Here is a 13712-nt window from a genome sequence, read left to right as displayed (position 1 = left end):
TGAAAGTTCCTTCTCTTGCGCCATATATGGCTCAGGGAGAAGGTTAGGATGAGGGAATTTTTTTAATAAAATCCTCACCCTGAGCAGCATACTGCGCAAGGCTCCTTAAAAAGGAGAGGGAATTCCCATTGTGAATTAAATATTGTTAAAAAAATGACTTATGAAAGAAGCCTATTATTGTTTGTAATTGAAATGCTAACGATATTTAAAAATCATCCTATTGCAGTACAGGTAACAAATGCGGGCCAGCATGGGCCGAATAGGCAGCTTTAAGCGCGCTGTTATATTTTTATCTCATGCTTTTGCAGCTATACATTTTCCCGCAGCAGCAGCAGACTGCGGATAGCGCTGCTGATCTGCAGCATCGCAAATGCATGGTTTTAAAATGATGACAGGTGGTTCCTTATGTTTATGACCGAGCAGCTGAATTTAATTTCACAATTAATAATAGGCAAGCCGATGTCAGAAAAACCATTGGGCTTGCTTGAGCACAAGTATGTGAACTTAGAGGCAACGCTGCTGCGCGCCAAGATTCTGCGCAATTTCGCCCAAAAAAGCGGCCTGTATATTGCGCAGTCGGAGATAGAAGAGCAGCAGCCGAATTTAGGCTTTTTATTTTCGCCTTTTATACTGGCCAATCTGAATAAGCCTGTGATTTACAGCACGCCTATGGCGCAGCCCGTGCTGAATATTTTGAATAAATATTATGCCGCCGACAAAGCGCCTAATTTCAAGATCAATGAAACGCTGGACTCTTTCAGTATTTATATTGACTTGGAAAGCAGCCATTTAGCCGCTGAAGATTTTATTTATCTGTCCGTTTTCAGGGCGCTTTGCCGCCCGGATATTCTGCAGATTTTTATCATTACAGATTTAACGGTCTGCAGTGCAATCAGGCAAAAGCTGGAAAATTTTTTCAATGTGAAGATCAGCCTTATTTCCAGGCTGAAAAATGAAGCCATTCTTGAAAGTTCAGCGCTGAATATCCGGAAACTGCTGTTTAAAAATAAAGATGACTATTATGTCCGGCTGTGTTCTGAATTTTCTAATTTAAATGCTGAAATCATCAGCATCAGTGAAGGCTTCACGATGGAGCAGTCTAAAAACCTGATTGAAGACATGTTTTATTCTGAACATATTTATGAAAAGCTGTCCGTCTACGGCGAGTTTTTTCAAACCCGGCTTAAAAATACGCAGCATGCCGATGCCGGCTGATTTCACGCGGTTCCGCGCAGCAGCGCTTCAGACCGCCATCATTCTGGCCATTTGGGCGGCTGCATCCCTGCTTCAGCAAATCCTGCATCTGCCTGTCGCTTCGGGAATTCTAGGCTTCTTTATACTGCTGCTGCTGCTGGAAGTGCAATGGCTGCAGCTGGAAGAAGTCGGAACAGGCGCGGATCTGCTCTTGGGCGAACTGCTGGTGTTTTTCATTCCTCCGGTTGTCGGCGTCATTCAGTATCAGGAACTGCTGATGGCCAGCGGCTGGAAAATTATCGCCGTGATTGCTGTAAGCACATTCATGGTGATGGCCGCCTCCGTCTTTACGGTCAGAATGTTCCTGCAGCAGGACGGAGCTGAATGATGGAATTCTGGGGTTTATTTTACTTTGTCTGGACGGTGCTCTGTTATTTCTTTGCGAAGAAACTTTTTATCCGCACCGGAAAACTTTACTGCTCGCCGATTATTACTGTACCGCTGCTCAGCATAGGCCTGATCCTGCTTCTGCAGCACAGCTTTCAGGATTATTACCGCTATACCCAATATCTGGTTGCCATGCTAGGGCCGATTACTGTGGCTTTCGCCATTCCGGTTTACCGCTATAGGGCGATGATCCGCAAGCATTTCAAGGTATTAATCATCAGTTCCAGCGCTTCCATGCTGGTTGGCGTTTTAAGCAGCTGGCTGCTGGCAAGCCTGCTGAATTTAGATGAAATTGTCAAAAACAGCCTATTGGCCCGCTCAATTTCCATTCCTTTTGCGCTGGTGCTTACGGAAAAAATCGGCGGCTCCATCAGCCTGATTCCGCTGTTTACCGTTATTACCGGATTGGTCGGCATGCTGTTCGGCGATTTGCTGCTGCTGTGGATGAGGTATAAGCACCGGATTGCGCATGGCGCAGCTTTTGGCAATGCCGCGCATGCTATGGGAATTGCCCGGGCGCGCCAGCGCCATCCGGAAGAGGGCGTGATTGCCAGCCTGTCGATGATTATTTCTGGAATTATTATGGTGCTGTTTGCGCCGGCGGTGATTGCCCTGATCCGCCATATATAGCATGCGGGAGTTAGGGCGGCGGGGAGAAGCGCCGGCTTCATTTAATAATGATAAATAGCTCCGAAGATGCCGCTGCAATGTCGTTGCCCTGAACCCGATGAGTTCAAGGTGGACACGACGCATACTTGCTGGGTTTCCTGCCCGAAGGCAGGCATACACTCTAAATATGCAGAACGCAATCCGTAAGTTTAAGTATCGGCAGGGGAAATAGACGCCGCTGGCGAACACCTCAGAGTAAGTTCAGTATAACCAATAAAGCGCAATTGGCAAATCGCCTGCTGTTCAGGAACAGCAAACTTTCACTTGATTGATGGAACTTTATGCAAAAAATCCCGCTTATTCTGCCAGAGCTTCCGCTTCTTCTAAAATCGCCTGCAGCAGGCGCTCGCAATGCTCATATTCCTGCAGGTTCTTATTCATGCTCAGCACTTCCTGCATCAGCTCCAGCGCCACCATAATAATCAGCTTGCTCGGCTCCATGCGCGGCGCTTTGCGCCGGAACTCATCATATTTTTCATTTAAAAGCTGCGCCGCCCGCTCCAGCTCAGCCTGCTTGCCTGCTTGGGTTGCTAAGCGGAAGCTGTGGCCTAATACCCGCAAATCTACAGCAATCTGTTCGCTCATGCTCAAGCTTCCTCATTCGCTTCTGTTGGGTGGTCTAACTGCTGGATTTCCTGCGCGTGATGATCCTGCGCTGTGCCTAAAATGGCTAAACGCTGAATAATCGCCTCAACTTTGGCTTTGGCATGCTCATTTTTCTGCAGCAGGCGTTCGCGCTCCTGCTGCAGCGCTTGAATTTCCTGCTGCGCATGGCGCTGTTCATTCTGTATTTTTTCTTTGACTGCGCGCAGCTCATTGCGCTCCGCCAGAATTTCCTGAAAACGGTTCTTCAAGTCGGTGCAGCTTTTTTCCAGCCGGCTGTAGCGGTCAGCCAGCGAAGTGGCGTCATGATTCAAATGCTGAAACTGCGCGCGCGACTCAGTCAGCTGCTCTGTCAGCGTCTCAATTTCTTCTTGTTTTTTGGTGATGATGCCGTTTTTATGCACAATTTGGGCGTGATGCTGTTCATTTGCAGAATCCTGATCTTCTGCAAGCGAAGCATTTTTACTTTCATAATGCGCAAGTTTCGTTTTTAAAACGCTGAGATGCGCTTGCAGACGCTGTAGTTCTTCTAACATATCGTGGTCGCACAGTATGGCAAACAAAGGTAATATATAAGAAGTATAGAGATTGGATAAACGAATGCAAGACGATATTTCAGGTTGGACCGAATGGCACCGCAATTTTAATGAGATCGAAGAGATTTCCAGCCCAAGCGAGCTGCATGGCCTGCTGACCGGCATAGTTTGCGTGACGCAGGTGCCGACCCGCGAAGAATGGCAGCAGATTTTAGCCACGCTTGAAGTGACCGAAATCAGTGAAGAAGCCATTGCCATTTTAGCTGATGAAACCGAAGACATTGCGCATGCCCTGTCTGAAGATGAACTGGACTATTTGCCCCTGCTTCCGGACGATGAGCACAGTTTGGCTGAGCGTGTGCAGGCGCTGGCAGACTGGTGCACTGGCGTTGTTCTGGGCTTTGGCCTGGCTTCCGGGCACCTGCGCGCCGAAGAGCAGGAGCTGATTGAGCATCTGCAGGATGTGGCATCGGTTGAGTTTGAAGAAGCTGACGATGATGATGAAGGCGAAGAAAGCTATCAGGAACTGTATGAATTTGTGCGCCTGATTCCAATCAGCCTGTCGATGGGGCGCAAGAAAATTGAAGTTGCCGAAAGCCCGCTTTTGCAGCTGTTTTCTGCAAAAAAAACCGGCGAAGCGAATAATGTTGTAGAAATGTTTACGCCACACCGTCCAAGCTGATTTTGGGCGCAGCCATTCCACTTTTAATATGCATTCAAGAGCGATAAGAAGTATTCAGATGAAGAAATTAACCCAAGCTGACTTTCAGGAACGCCGCGCTGTTTTAGCCGGAGAAATGGGGCTGCGCAGCATTGCCGTTATCGCCACCAGCCCGGTGGCCATGCGCAACCGCGACGCAGACTACAAATTCCGGGCGGACAGCAGTTTCTTTTATCTGACCGGCTTTGCAGAGCCTGAGGCGGTTGCGGTGATTGAAACCTTTGACACGGCAGAAGAGGGCTACAGCTACAGCCTGTTCTGCCGCGAGCGCAACCGTGAAATGGAAATCTGGAATGGCTACCGCGCCGGCATTGACGGCGCAATTGATGATTATGATGCAGATGAGGCCTATGCCATTGACCTGCTGGATGAAGAAATTCTTGCCAAGCTGCAGAACAAAGACAAACTGTTCTACCGCATTGGCCAGCAGGCGGATTTTGACGCACGCGCGGCGAAATGGATTGCTGCAGCCAATGGCGAATCGCGCCGCGGCATGTCTGCGCCTGCACAGGTGATTCAGCTGGACCGCATTGTGGATGAAATGCGCCTGCATAAATCTGAACAGGAGCTGGAACTGATGCAGCTTGCATCGGACATTTCCGCAGAAGCGCATACCCGCGCCATGCAAATGGTCAAGCCGGGCATGATGGAATACGCGCTGGAAGCTGAGCTGAACTACATCTTCGGCAAGAATGGCTGTGTGCCGTCTTATAACAGCATTGTCGGTGGCGGTGAAAACGCCTGCATTCTGCATTATGTGGAAAATGACCAGGAGCTGAAAGACGGCGATTTGGTGCTGATTGACGCGGCCTGCGAATATCAGCTGTATGCTTCTGACATTACCCGGACTTTTCCGGTAAACGGCACATTCAGCCCAGAGCAGAAAGCGCTGTATGAAGTGATTCTGCAGGCGCAGCTGGCTGCGATTGATGCTGTGCGTGTCGGAAATTCCTATAAAGAACCGCATAATGCAGCAGTGCGCATTATGGTGCAGGGCCTGCTGGACTTGGGTATTATGCAGGGCGATATTGACGAAATCATCGAGAAAGAAACTTTCCGCCAGTTCTATATGCACGGCACAGGCCACTGGCTGGGCATGGATGTGCATGATGTCGGCTCGTATAAGCAAGGCGGCGGCTGGCGCGCGTATGAAGCGGGCATGGTGGTGACAGTAGAGCCGGGGCTGTATATTGCGCCGGATGATGAAACTGTAGATGCAAAATGGCGCGGCATCGGCATCCGCATTGAAGATGATGTGGCCGTGACCAAAGATGGCCCGCGTGTTTTAACGGCTGCCGTGGTGAAATCTGTAGATGAGATTGAAGCCTTGATGGCGAAAGCGCACGATGCTTAAGCTGAGTTGATGAAAGCCGATCGAAAGATCGGCTTTTTTATATCAAGGATTAATATTAAGTGTGACGGAAAAAGGCCCTAATACGAGTAATGTTGATCAGTTACGCGTCATTTCATTATTACGAATTGATAAATCTCCCCTAACCCCTCTTTAAAAAAAGAGGGGGATACCCTTGAATTCAATACGGTATTGAATTTAGAAACGCTCCCTCCTTTGAAAAAGGTGAGCAGCACTGCTGCGCAAGGGGAGGATTAAAAAGGCTTAACTGGCTGGTATTAGATCGAAAGATCGGCTTTTTTATATCCAGAATTAATATTAAATGTGTCGGGAAAAAGGCCCGAATATGGGCCTTTGGTATAAATAAGCTAGAGCATCACATTATTCATTAAAGCCGCATATCAATCACGATACGGCCATCAATTTTACCGTGTTCCATACGCTCGAAAATATCATTAATATTTTCCAGCGGTTCAACGTGAATATGTGCTTTGACCTTGCCGCGCGCTGCCAAATCCAGCGCTTCTTTTAAATCCAGACGCGTTCCTACAATTGAACCGCGCACTGTAATTCCCTCCAGCACCATATTAAAGATCGACAAGTCAAAAGTGCCCGGCGGCAAGCCATTTAACACCATCGTGCCGCCGCGGCGAACAATCGACACCGCTTGCTCAAATGCCTTAGGAGAGACGGCTGTCACCAGTACGCCATGGCATCCTTCACCTGTCGCCTGCAGCACGGCTTCTTTCACATCCGTTTTCAATGCATTAATTCCGACATCGGCACCGAGGTTTTTTGCCAGTTCAATCTTTGAATCATCTACATCAATTGCCGCCACATTAAACCCCATGGCTTTGGCATACTGAATGGCCACATGGCCCAAACCGCCAATTCCGGAAATGGCGACCCAATCTCCAGTTTTAGCCTCAGTCATCTTCAGCCCTTTGTATACCGTCACACCTGCGCAGAGAATAGGCGCAATTTCAAGCAGATCGACGCCTTCGGGGATCACTCCTACGTAATCGCCATCCGCCAGACAGTATTCCGCAAAACTCCCATTGACTGAATAGCCTGAATTCTGCTGCTTTTTACACAGTGTTTCCCAGCCCGCATAGCAATGATCACAATGGCCGCAGGCCGAATACAGCCAAGGAATACCGACGATATCTCCCACTTTTAAATGTTCAATACCTTCGCCAATTTCAATCACTTCACCGACGCCTTCATGCCCAGGGATAAAAGGTAAAGCGGGTTTCACTGGCCAATCGCCATGCATAGCATGCAGATCAGTATGGCAAACGCCTGTGGCAATAATTTTTACCAAGACTTTGCCAGGACTGATTTTAGGGATTTCAACTTCTTGTATTTGCAGCGGCTGATTAAATGCAGTCACAATTGCTGCTTTCATCGTTGTCATATTTACGCTCTCCATATTAGAAATATTGAGGTTATTTTTTAAACAATCTTGTTTTACTATAAAATACAAAGAAAGGGTTTTGGGTTGCCAATTTGTTGGAAATGCATTTTTCAGGTCAATTTCTTATCCGCGATTCGGACGTTGAGGATTGTGTTAAAGGAACTGAAAGTTTAAAGGACGGTGATTTTCATAACCTTTAGCACATCGCTTTATGGCGGAAGCATGTAAAATATTAATTTCATTATAAAAAATAAAATCTTTAATGTAGTATAAAATTAATTAATTTTTGTTGTGTGAAAATAAAAAATTATGGGTACTCGGATGACAGGAATGGTATTTCCATTCCAAGGCGATATTAAAGAAGTAAAAGCCATTATTTATAAATGGATGCAGCATGAAATTAAAATTATTGATTTGTATACAAATATCCGTATACAGTCGATTGGTGGAAATTTCATTATTGTCGATAATGCAGATATTTTCTATTCTGCTTACAATAATCCTGAGTTATGGCAAGAATTATTAAGCGATTTGCCTTCAAATTGGGTGATTTTTTTTGAATGTGTAGATAATTGTGATGGTTATAGCTATCTGATTTATAAAAATAATATAGAGGTTAGACGGGTTTTGCAGGAAGAAGGTGAAGACGTGTATTTTGAAGGGGAAATACAAGACTTTGAAAAAGAATGGCTTAATTTTTCAATATATTATGAACGTGAATATTCAGAAAACGGTAAGTTGAAGAAAGAAAAAATAACAGACTGTGATTTTTTACCCGAATGTACAGAAGATACGGAAAGCTATTTTAAGCACTACCACATTGCTTCAAAGAATCAGTCAATGTATCACACAGCATTGGCGCGCAGATTGCTGGTTGAATTATTCGAAAGCTATTTAGGTTTTGATATTATTGATGGTGATTATGACATTAAGCAATCATTGAAAATTGATTATAAAAAGATTCCTGTATATGAAAGAATTCTGAAGCGTGCACATAAGGGAGATGCAATTGCTCAAAATGAGCTTGGAAAGATGTATGAAAATGGAGATGAATTAGTTCAGGATTATGCTTTAGCGCAATATTGGTATCAGCAAGCTGCGGATATGGAGGATCAATTTGGACAGCTCAATTTAGGCCTGCTTTATCTTGGCGGCAAAGGTGTACAAAAAAATTATCTGCAAGCATTGTTATGGATAAACAAATCCGTGGCTCAAGGCAATGCTGATGCGCAAACTGTTCTTGGTGAAATGTATGAAAAGGGTGAGGGGGTTGAACAAAGTTTTACGGAAGCTTCAAATTTATACCGCAAAGCAGCAAAGCAAAGAAATGCAGTTGCGCCTTATAGGCTTGGCTTGATGTATGAGTATGGGAATGGTTTCGATATGGATTTAAAAACTGCAAAACGCTGGTATTATCAAGCCGCAGGTAATTTTAATGAAGATGCGCAAAAACGGCTGGATGAGCTTCTATAAGGTTGGGATTTATTTTGAATAATGCAGCATTCCAGTTCAATTCCAAACAACAATTTCCTATTTCATTATAAAAATGCATGCCCTTGATGTAATATAAAATCCATTACAGCTTATACGTATTTCGATTGAATCTCCTGAATTCGAATACCTCATAAAAAGGATGCAAGCATGCAGCAAGAAGTCATCATTGTTGGCGGCGGTATGGTCGGGCTGAGCCTGGCCTTAATGTTGGCAAAGGCGAATATTGGGGTAAAGCTGCTCGAAGCCATAAAATATCCAAACTATGATGATGCAAATCTTGCGCCTTATCATTCCAGCTTTGATGCGCGCAACAGCGCTCTGTCGCGCCGCACCGTGCAGATTTATCAGGAGCTTGGCCTGTGGGAAGCTTTGCAGGAGCATGCCACGCCTATTTATGAAGTGCACATTACCGAACAGGGCAGTTTCGGCAAAGCGCGCTTAAAAGCGGCGCAGGAAAAAGTCGAAAGCTTTGGCCAGGTGATTGAAAATGCCTGGCTGGGCCGCGTGCTGCTGCAGCAGGTCAAGCAGGAAGCCTTAATTGAGCTGATTGACGGCGTGCAGGTTACATCGCTCACTCAAGATGCTGATTTGGCTTATATTGAAGCCATCCGCGGGCAAGAAAAAATTACTCTGCAGTCTAAACTGGTGATTGCCGCTGACGGCCGCGATTCTTTCTGCCGCAAAGCCCTCGGCATTGGCGCTTCTGAACATGATTATGACCAGATGGCGATTGTCACCACCGTGCAGACGTCTAAGCCGCACAATCATGTCGGCTTTGAACGCTTCAGCGCATTGGGGCCTTTGGCGCTGCTGCCGCTGCCGGGCGAATACCGCCGTTCGGTGGTCTGGCCGGTGCAGAAAGGCACAGAAGGCGAATGGCTGGGCGATGAAAATGACCAGCACTTTCTGGATGCCCTGCAGCACACCTTTGGCGACCGCGCCGGCAAGTTTCAGAAAACAGGCAAGCGTTTCAGTTTCCCTTTGTCGCAAGTCTTGGCGGAAAAGCAGGCTGCGGGCCGTGTGGTGCTGATGGGCAATGCGGCCCATACCATTCATCCCGTGGCAGGACAGGGCTTTAACCTGTGCATGCGCGACGCCTATGTGCTGCGCCGCTATTTAATGGAGCAGACCGCCAAAGGCGCAGATCTGGGCGAAGCGGCCATGCTGCAGCGCTATGAACAGTCGCGCCTGACCGACCAGCAGCGCGTGATCAAATTCTGCGATAGCGTGGTGCGCGGCTTCAGCAACCAAAATCCAGTCTTAAAGCTGATCCGCAATACCGGCCTGCTGGCATTTGACACTATTCCGGGTATTAAGCCATTGGTCGCAAACTATGCAATGGGGCTGAAAGCATGAATGCCGTCAACGCAGCAGTTCAGGACAAAGTTCAGGATGCCGTGCTGGATGCGGTGATTATCGGCGGCGGCTTGGTCGGCGGCTTAACGGCTCTGCTTTTAGCGCAGGGCGGGGTGCAGGCGACCGTGTTGGATGCCGCGCCGGTTTTAGATCCGGAAAAGACCTTGGCCGCAGCCAATCCGCGGGTTTTGGCGCTGAGCCAGGCCACCATCCACCTGCTGAAAACCGCCGATGTTTGGGACAGACTGGCGCGCCAAATGCCATACAGCGCCATGCAGGTCTGGAATAAAAACGGCTACGGCGAAATCAATTTCGGCCAAATGTCCGAACAGGCGCCCAGCGCAGAGCAGGCCTTGGGCTCCATGGTTGAGCCGAGCATTTTAAATCTCGCCATCCAGCAGCAGCTGCTGGAACAGCTGCAGGATTACCGCACTCAAGTCAAAGTCAGCCGTGTCGAAGAAGGCGTTGGCGTTTGGCATATTCATCTGGCGGATGGAACCCAGCTGAAAGCCAAACTGGTGATCGGTGCAGACGGCGCCAATTCCTTTGTCCGCGAGCAGGCCTTTATTGACATTGATGTGCTGGACTACAAGCAGGCGGGCATCAGCTGCGCCATCCGCACCGCACAGCCGCATCTGCATGCGGCGCGGCAGATTTTTCTGGAAACCGGCCCTCTGGCATTCCTGCCGATGGCCAGCCTGAATCCAGCGCAGGACGGCTATTGGCAGTCAATTGTCTGGACTTTGCCGGATGACTATGCTGATGAATACGCAGCGCTGCCAGATGATGCATTTAAGGCGCTGCTGACCCGCGAAAGCCATCATATGCTGGGCGAAGTGCTGGAAGCCACGCCGCGCGCGAAGTTCCCGCTGAAAGCGCGGGCGGCGCAGCAGTATGTCAAAGCCGGACTGGCGCTGATTGGCGATGCAGCCCATGTAATTCATCCTTTGGCCGGGCAAGGCGTGAATATCGGCTGTCTGGATGCGGCGGTGCTGTGCGATGCCCTGTTGCATGACAAAGCGCGCGGCGTTTGGGCGCATGAGCAGACGCTAAGGCGCTATGAGCACCGGCGCAAAGGGCAGAATGACGCCATGATGCACAGCATGTCAGCGATTGGCTGGATGGAAAGCTCAGCCTTGTTTCCAGTAGTGTGGGCGCGCAATTTTGGCTTGAAGCAGGTGGAAAATCAAAGCGTGCTGAAAGACGCGTTCATGGCGCAGGCCAATGGCTTGCCGCTGCTGAAAGGCACGCGCTACGGCGCATAACTGCGAATAGCGAGTTTTTTAAGCATCCGTAAATAAAAGATTACGATTTTGATTAAAAAATACACGGTTTTTTGACCATTGGTACTATGCGAAACGCGAAGAGATTGATAAATTTCTCATAAATCCAAAACAGGTTTTACCTAGACAGGTATAAGCGGTCATTCGTGGGGAGAGCAAGATGACGGATATGAATGATTATGACGATGCGGAAGATTCTGCAGTAGATGATGATGAAGCGCAGGCTGCCGAAAAAGGCGCATCAGATGCGTCCGAAAGCGCTGCGGATGGCGATGTGGCAGAAGCCGAAACATTGACCGTGACAGCGAAGAAAAAGCAGCGTGAAGCGCTGGAAGATGAAGTGGCTGCCTTTTTAGCGCGCGGCGGGCGGATTACTGAAGTGCCTCCGGATGAAGCGGCGCACGACTGAAATTAAAAAAACACCGCTTTTAAGCGGTGTTTTTCTTTTGCAGCCGTTGCTTTGTGAGCGCATAAATAGGATAAAAAGCAAAATGGGCCAGCAATAAAAACATGCAGTTAAGAATGAATGCCGCCCAATAAGGCGGCGCGTGCATTGCGCCGGCAAAGGCAATCAGCGTTTGGAAGATTAAAATACAGCTGAGAAATACATAGCTCCAATAGCGGGAGCTGTTCCAAAATGGCGTCCAGCGCAGCATATTCCCGGCAATAAAGAACAGTGAATACACTGAACCGGTTAAAGCAACTGCTTGAGCATCGGGAAAAATCATGTCCTCAAAAATATAATGGCGGTAAGGCCTGAAGCCGTAGCAGATGATATGCAAAAGGCCAAGCAGCCAAAGCAGGTTAAACAGATGAACAGGTTTTAATTTTAGAGTTTTCATCATATTCATAAGCTGGAAGAATAGGCGGGCTTAAACATTATGGCATAGTCAAGCGCTGCCTCATTTTTCCTTTAAAAATTTAAACGCCTTTTGCTGCCCATGCACGGCGTCATTGCCGTGATGGGCAGCGTGCGGCATCCATGCCGCACTTGCATATCCGGAGTTTATTTTACTTGGCTATGCTGGCAGCCATGATCATTAATCCTTATTTTGAGTGAGTTCTAAAGCGCGCTGATAAGCCACTTTCTTTTTTATGCCGGTTAAATCAGCAGCCAGCTGAGAGGCCGCTTTTACCGATAAATCCTGCAGCAGGCGGGTCAGCAGCTGATCCAGCTTTTCCTGCTCCAGATCTTTTTCTTCAGTCGCGCCGCCAATCACTAAAACAATTTCGCCTTTCTGCTGATTGCGGTCTGACTCCACAAACGCCGCCAGTTCACCCAGCGTCATCTTTTTGATGGTTTCAAAGGTCTTGGTAATTTCGCGGGCAAAGCCGACCGGGCGCTCTGCGCCGAAGACTTCGGCCATATCCTTGACGCATTCTAAAATGCGGTGCGGCGCTTCATAGATAATCATGGTTTGGGTTTCATCTTTCAGCTTTTGCAAAGCGTTGATGCGCTGCGACTGCCGCGACGGCAGGAAGCCTTCAAAGCTGAAGCGGTCGCTGGGCAGGCCCACCGCGCTGAGGGCGGCAATGGCGGCGCAGGCGCCTGGAACAGGGATCACCTGAATATTGTTTTCCTGAGCGGCGCGGACCAGCTTAAAGCCCGGATCGCTGATCAGCGGCGTGCCGGCATCGCTGATCAGCGCCATATTTTCACCCTTCAGCAGGCGCTGAATCAAATGCTCAATTTTATTGCTTTCATTATGGTCGTGGCAGGCGGTTAAGGGGGTGGAAATGCCGAAGTGCTTGAGCAATTGCGCTGAAGTTCGTGTATCCTCTGCGGCGATAAGCTGAACTGACTTCAGCACATTAATTGCACGATAACTGATATCATCTAAGTGCCCGATTGGAGTCGCAACAACAAATAACTGAGCACCCATAGGTTTCTCCATGTTTAATAATAAGCGGAATAATAAGAAAAATTTACTTGAACTGGCGTGGATGGGAGGAATGGCTTGCGCCCAAGCAAGAGTTCCGGCTATTTTACCTGAATCTGGGCCAATGGCGCGAGCCGCAAGTAGCATCAAGCGGGGTTTTCAAAGCGTATGCGCGGCTTCAGACTATAAAGCGCCGGTCAAATTTGTCAATTCCAGTCAAATGCCGCGCCCCCGGCATGGCTTTCAGAATGCCGGCCAAGGCGTGAATGCGCCATGAACAGGCCTGCAATGAATTTAGGGCAATGGGCGGAGCAGCAGGCGCTGAAGCTGGCGGAATTGCAGGGCTATGCCTTGGTGCAGGCCAACTATCACAGCCCTTACGGTGAAATTGACTTGATTGTGCAGCGTGGGCAGGAGCTGCTGCTGATTGAGGTCAAAGCGCGTTCCAGAACCGCCTATGCGCAGGCTGCTGAAAGCGTATCCGTGCACAAGCAGCGCAAAATGCTGAAAACCGCCCTGCATTTTTTCAGCGCGCGGCCGGAGCTTCAGCAGCATGACTGGCGCTTTGATGTGATTTGTTTTGATTTTTATCAGCGCTTTGCAAAATCGATACAGCAAGATTTTTCCAATTTCACTTATGATCATCAATGGATAGAAAATGCTTTTACTTTTGATCAAGAGTTTATTAATCTTTGAACAAAACATGCTGTGTAAATGCATAGATAGAAAACGACTGAAAAATATTTAGATTGAGGAGTCTT

15 protein-coding genes and 1 other RNA gene are annotated in these 13712 nt (G+C 48.1%); 10 read left to right on the top strand and 6 right to left on the bottom strand.

The window, feature by feature from the left end; all coding sequences use genetic code 11:
- The first annotated feature begins 405 nt into the window (after positions 1–405).
- Genes RSA72_RS05295 through RSA72_RS05285 form a run of 3 tightly spaced genes read left to right on the top strand, consistent with a single transcriptional unit; the run spans position 406 to position 2271 of the window.
- On the top strand, positions 406–1215 hold the full coding sequence (locus tag RSA72_RS05295; RefSeq protein ID WP_332624564.1) for a hypothetical protein: 810 nt from the start codon (positions 406–408) through the stop codon (positions 1213–1215).
- Positions 1205–1582, top strand: coding sequence for a CidA/LrgA family protein (locus RSA72_RS05290; RefSeq protein WP_332624565.1), 378 nt, complete (start codon positions 1205–1207; stop codon positions 1580–1582). Before RSA72_RS05295 ends, RSA72_RS05290 begins: the two co-directional genes overlap by 11 nt.
- Positions 1579–2271, top strand: a complete 693-nt coding sequence (locus RSA72_RS05285; protein ID WP_332624566.1) for an LrgB family protein — start codon at positions 1579–1581, stop codon at positions 2269–2271. The genes RSA72_RS05290 and RSA72_RS05285 overlap by 4 nt, the downstream gene beginning before the upstream one ends.
- A gap of 53 nt (positions 2272–2324) precedes the next feature.
- Here RSA72_RS05285 and ssrS read toward each other — a convergent pair.
- The 3 genes from ssrS to RSA72_RS05270 all read right to left on the bottom strand — a co-directional run bounded on the left by ssrS (position 2325) and on the right by RSA72_RS05270 (position 3449).
- Positions 2325–2510: non-coding RNA, 6S RNA (gene ssrS / locus RSA72_RS05280), on the bottom strand.
- Between the two features lie 97 nt (positions 2511–2607).
- Positions 2608–2895, bottom strand: a complete 288-nt coding sequence (locus tag RSA72_RS05275; protein ID WP_332624567.1) for a cell division protein ZapA — start codon at positions 2893–2895, stop codon at positions 2608–2610.
- A gap of 2 nt (positions 2896–2897) precedes the next feature.
- Positions 2898–3449, bottom strand: a complete 552-nt coding sequence (locus RSA72_RS05270) for a hypothetical protein (protein ID WP_332624568.1) — start codon at positions 3447–3449, stop codon at positions 2898–2900.
- Positions 3450–3513: 64 nt separating this feature from the next.
- Here RSA72_RS05270 and RSA72_RS05265 point away from each other — a divergent pair, with 64 nt between their 5' ends.
- Together RSA72_RS05265 and pepP are read left to right on the top strand one after the other, a co-directional pair.
- Positions 3514–4131, top strand: coding sequence for a UPF0149 family protein (locus tag RSA72_RS05265; RefSeq protein ID WP_332623260.1), 618 nt, complete (start codon positions 3514–3516; stop codon positions 4129–4131).
- Between the two features lie 58 nt (positions 4132–4189).
- Positions 4190–5524 carry a Xaa-Pro aminopeptidase gene (gene pepP, locus RSA72_RS05260; protein WP_332623255.1) on the top strand — a complete coding sequence of 445 codons (1335 nt, stop codon included), beginning with the start codon at positions 4190–4192 and terminating at the stop codon, positions 5522–5524.
- A gap of 385 nt (positions 5525–5909) precedes the next feature.
- Here the strand turns inward: pepP and adhP are convergent, their stop codons facing one another.
- Positions 5910–6938: an alcohol dehydrogenase AdhP gene (gene adhP, locus RSA72_RS05255; RefSeq protein WP_332623258.1), complete on the bottom strand. Its 1029-nt coding sequence runs from the start codon at positions 6936–6938 to the stop codon at positions 5910–5912.
- A 321-nt stretch (positions 6939–7259) separates the two neighbouring features.
- On the opposite strand from adhP, the gene RSA72_RS05250 reads away from it, so the two are divergent.
- The 4 genes from RSA72_RS05250 to RSA72_RS05235 all read left to right on the top strand — a co-directional run bounded on the left by RSA72_RS05250 (position 7260) and on the right by RSA72_RS05235 (position 11480).
- Positions 7260–8411 (top strand): tetratricopeptide repeat protein, encoded by a 1152-nt coding sequence (locus RSA72_RS05250; RefSeq protein WP_332623253.1) that lies wholly within the window; start codon positions 7260–7262, stop codon positions 8409–8411.
- 168 nt (positions 8412–8579) lie between these two features.
- Positions 8580–9788: a 2-octaprenyl-6-methoxyphenyl hydroxylase gene (ubiH, locus tag RSA72_RS05245; protein WP_332623251.1), complete on the top strand. Its 1209-nt coding sequence runs from the start codon at positions 8580–8582 to the stop codon at positions 9786–9788.
- Positions 9785–11053, top strand: a complete 1269-nt coding sequence (locus RSA72_RS05240) for an FAD-dependent monooxygenase (protein WP_332623250.1) — start codon at positions 9785–9787, stop codon at positions 11051–11053. The genes ubiH and RSA72_RS05240 overlap by 4 nt, the downstream gene beginning before the upstream one ends.
- Before the next feature lie 178 nt (positions 11054–11231).
- A complete protein-coding gene (locus RSA72_RS05235) occupies positions 11232–11480 on the top strand; it encodes a hypothetical protein (protein ID WP_332623248.1) in 249 nt (82 codons plus the stop codon).
- Positions 11481–11499: 19 nt separating this feature from the next.
- Here the strand turns inward: RSA72_RS05235 and RSA72_RS05230 are convergent, their stop codons facing one another.
- Together RSA72_RS05230 and rsmI are read right to left on the bottom strand one after the other, a co-directional pair.
- Positions 11500–11799 (bottom strand): hypothetical protein, encoded by a 300-nt coding sequence (locus RSA72_RS05230; protein WP_332632837.1) that lies wholly within the window; start codon positions 11797–11799, stop codon positions 11500–11502.
- 312 nt (positions 11800–12111) lie between these two features.
- Positions 12112–12954, bottom strand: a complete 843-nt coding sequence (gene rsmI / locus RSA72_RS05225; RefSeq protein ID WP_332623245.1) for a 16S rRNA (cytidine(1402)-2'-O)-methyltransferase — start codon at positions 12952–12954, stop codon at positions 12112–12114.
- 285 nt (positions 12955–13239) lie between these two features.
- On the opposite strand from rsmI, the gene RSA72_RS05220 reads away from it, so the two are divergent.
- The gene (locus tag RSA72_RS05220) at positions 13240–13647 is read left to right on the top strand and encodes a YraN family protein (RefSeq protein ID WP_332623256.1); all 408 of its coding nucleotides are present in this window, start codon (positions 13240–13242) and stop codon (positions 13645–13647) included.
- Positions 13648–13712 lie beyond the last annotated feature (65 nt).

The sequence above is a fragment of the Acinetobacter sp. genome, assembly GCF_036659555.1.
Classification (GTDB): Bacteria; Pseudomonadota; Gammaproteobacteria; order Pseudomonadales; family Moraxellaceae; genus Acinetobacter.
The sequence above is the reverse complement of the archived record's forward strand: the minus strand, read 5'-3'. Positions and strand labels throughout refer to the sequence as shown.

Excerpts from the sequence above, each read along its gene's own strand:
- RSA72_RS05295 (WP_332624564.1), top strand. The coding sequence starts at position 406 with ATGTTTATGACCGAGCAGCTGAATTTAATTTCACAATTAATAATAGGC.
- RSA72_RS05290 (WP_332624565.1), top strand. The coding sequence starts at position 1,205 with ATGCCGGCTGATTTCACGCGGTTCCGCGCAGCAGCGCTTCAGACCGCC.
- RSA72_RS05285 (WP_332624566.1), top strand. The coding sequence starts at position 1,579 with ATGATGGAATTCTGGGGTTTATTTTACTTTGTCTGGACGGTGCTCTGT.
- RSA72_RS05275 (WP_332624567.1), bottom strand. The coding sequence starts at position 2,895 with ATGAGCGAACAGATTGCTGTAGATTTGCGGGTATTAGGCCACAGCTTC.
- RSA72_RS05270 (WP_332624568.1), bottom strand. The coding sequence starts at position 3,449 with ATGTTAGAAGAACTACAGCGTCTGCAAGCGCATCTCAGCGTTTTAAAA.
- RSA72_RS05265 (WP_332623260.1), top strand. The coding sequence starts at position 3,514 with ATGCAAGACGATATTTCAGGTTGGACCGAATGGCACCGCAATTTTAAT.
- pepP (WP_332623255.1), top strand. The coding sequence starts at position 4,190 with ATGAAGAAATTAACCCAAGCTGACTTTCAGGAACGCCGCGCTGTTTTA.
- adhP (WP_332623258.1), bottom strand. The coding sequence starts at position 6,938 with ATGACAACGATGAAAGCAGCAATTGTGACTGCATTTAATCAGCCGCTG.
- RSA72_RS05250 (WP_332623253.1), top strand. The coding sequence starts at position 7,260 with ATGACAGGAATGGTATTTCCATTCCAAGGCGATATTAAAGAAGTAAAA.
- ubiH (WP_332623251.1), top strand. The coding sequence starts at position 8,580 with ATGCAGCAAGAAGTCATCATTGTTGGCGGCGGTATGGTCGGGCTGAGC.
- RSA72_RS05240 (WP_332623250.1), top strand. The coding sequence starts at position 9,785 with ATGAATGCCGTCAACGCAGCAGTTCAGGACAAAGTTCAGGATGCCGTG.
- RSA72_RS05235 (WP_332623248.1), top strand. The coding sequence starts at position 11,232 with ATGACGGATATGAATGATTATGACGATGCGGAAGATTCTGCAGTAGAT.
- RSA72_RS05230 (WP_332632837.1), bottom strand. The coding sequence starts at position 11,799 with ATGATTTTTCCCGATGCTCAAGCAGTTGCTTTAACCGGTTCAGTGTAT.
- rsmI (WP_332623245.1), bottom strand. The coding sequence starts at position 12,954 with ATGGGTGCTCAGTTATTTGTTGTTGCGACTCCAATCGGGCACTTAGAT.
- RSA72_RS05220 (WP_332623256.1), top strand. The coding sequence starts at position 13,240 with ATGAATTTAGGGCAATGGGCGGAGCAGCAGGCGCTGAAGCTGGCGGAA.